The sequence below is a fragment of the Halobacillus sp. H74 genome, assembly GCF_052246715.1.
GTDB lineage: Bacteria > Bacillota > Bacilli > Bacillales > Halobacillaceae > Halobacillus > Halobacillus litoralis_A.
Window position 1 is genome coordinate 1 of the sequence record NZ_JBQQCI010000023.1, and the last position, 1,385, is coordinate 1,385.

At 47.7% G+C, this 1,385-nt stretch carries 9 tRNA genes and 2 rRNA genes; all 11 read left to right on the plus strand.

What is annotated here, in order from left to right:
• Positions 1 to 100, plus strand: a 23S ribosomal RNA gene (locus ACTWPX_RS21620); the annotation flags it as partial.
• A 144-nt stretch (positions 101 to 244) separates the two neighbouring features.
• Positions 245 to 358: ribosomal RNA gene (rrf, locus tag ACTWPX_RS21625) — 5S ribosomal RNA — on the plus strand.
• A gap of 14 nt (positions 359 to 372) precedes the next feature.
• Positions 373 to 448: transfer RNA gene (locus ACTWPX_RS21630), tRNA-Val, on the plus strand.
• 15 nt (positions 449 to 463) lie between these two features.
• A tRNA-Thr gene (locus ACTWPX_RS21635) sits at positions 464 to 539 on the plus strand.
• Between the two features lie 61 nt (positions 540 to 600).
• Positions 601 to 676: transfer RNA gene (locus ACTWPX_RS21640), tRNA-Lys, on the plus strand.
• Between the two features lie 6 nt (positions 677 to 682).
• A tRNA-Leu gene (locus ACTWPX_RS21645) sits at positions 683 to 764 on the plus strand.
• A gap of 6 nt (positions 765 to 770) precedes the next feature.
• A tRNA-Gly gene (locus ACTWPX_RS21650) sits at positions 771 to 845 on the plus strand.
• A 56-nt stretch (positions 846 to 901) separates the two neighbouring features.
• Positions 902 to 990, plus strand: a tRNA-Leu gene (locus ACTWPX_RS21655).
• Positions 991 to 1,002: 12 nt separating this feature from the next.
• A tRNA-Arg gene (locus ACTWPX_RS21660) sits at positions 1,003 to 1,079 on the plus strand.
• Positions 1,080 to 1,085: 6 nt separating this feature from the next.
• Positions 1,086 to 1,162 (plus strand) — tRNA-Pro (locus ACTWPX_RS21665).
• Positions 1,163 to 1,175: 13 nt separating this feature from the next.
• Positions 1,176 to 1,251 (plus strand) — tRNA-Ala (locus ACTWPX_RS21670).
• The last annotated feature ends 134 nt before the right edge of the window (positions 1,252 to 1,385 follow it).

A 1,385-nucleotide genomic window follows, 5' to 3' on the forward strand; every position in this document is an offset into this window, starting at 1 on the left:
CAAATAAGATCCCTCAGAGACGATGAGGTTGATAGGTCCGAGGTGGAAGCGTGGTGACACGTGGAGCTGACGGATACTAATGGATCGATGACTTATCTATAGATATTTCGTTCGTGAAAAGTCGATGTTACATTCGATGATGATGTTTCCTTATCCAGTTTTGAGGGTTTATAAAAAAACTTTTATTTTCCCCTTGAAATTTTCATGAAAGGACAATATAATATATCTTGTCCTTGAAAAAAGGTTTGGTGGCGAAGGCGAAGAGGTCACACCTGTTCCCATGCCGAACACAGCAGTTAAGTTCTTCAGCGCCGATGGTAGTCGGGTCGATCCCCGTGAGAGTAGGACGCTGCCAAGCTTTTAATAAAATCCGGAGGATTAGCTCAGCTGGGAGAGCACTTGCCTTACAAGCAAGGGGTCGCAGGTTCGAGCCCTGCATCCTCCACCATTTCTTTTTAAGTTAGCCGGCCTAGCTCAACTGGCAGAGCAACTGATTTGTAATCAGTAGGTTGGGGGTTCAAGTCCTCTGGCCGGCACCATGAGTTGCTTGATGCTAACTTAAAAATAAAAAATCATAGTTTAAAGTGCTTATTACATTAAGAGCCATTAGCTCAGTTGGTAGAGCATCTGACTTTTAATCAGAGGGTCGAAGGTTCGAATCCTTCATGGCTCACCATGTCTTGCGGGTGTGGTGGAATTGGCAGACACGCTAGATTTAGGATCTAGTGCTTCACGGCGTGGGGGTTCAAGTCCCTCCACCCGCACTTTAAGCGGAAGTAGTTCAGTGGTAGAACACCACCTTGCCAAGGTGGGGGTCGCGGGTTCGAATCCCGTCTTCCGCTCCATTAATTTTAATAGAGCTACTTATACGAACAACAAGATTGCGAACATAAATTGTCAAGCCGGGGTGGCGGAATTGGCAGACGCACAGGACTTAAAATCCTGCGGTGGGTTTCCACCGTGCCGGTTCGAGTCCGGCCCTCGGCACCAAAAAACACATATGCGCCCGTAGCTCAATTGGATAGAGCGTCTGACTACGGATCAGAAGGTTAGGGGTTCGACTCCTCTCGGGCGCGCCATTTTAACGGGAAGTAGCTCAGCTTGGTAGAGCACTTGGTTTGGGACCAAGGGGTCGCAGGTTCGAATCCTGTCTTCCCGACCATTCCCAATCAGATGGGGCCTTAGCTCAGCTGGGAGAGCGCCTGCTTTGCACGCAGGAGGTCAGCGGTTCGATCCCGCTAGGCTCCACCATTATTTATTGATCTTTGAAAACTGAACGAACCAACCAGTACGTCAAGATGTTTCTTCTTATTAAAGAAGAGATTTGAAACAAGCACATTCGGTGTGCAAATGAGCAAGTCAAACTAACTTTTATGGAGAGTTTG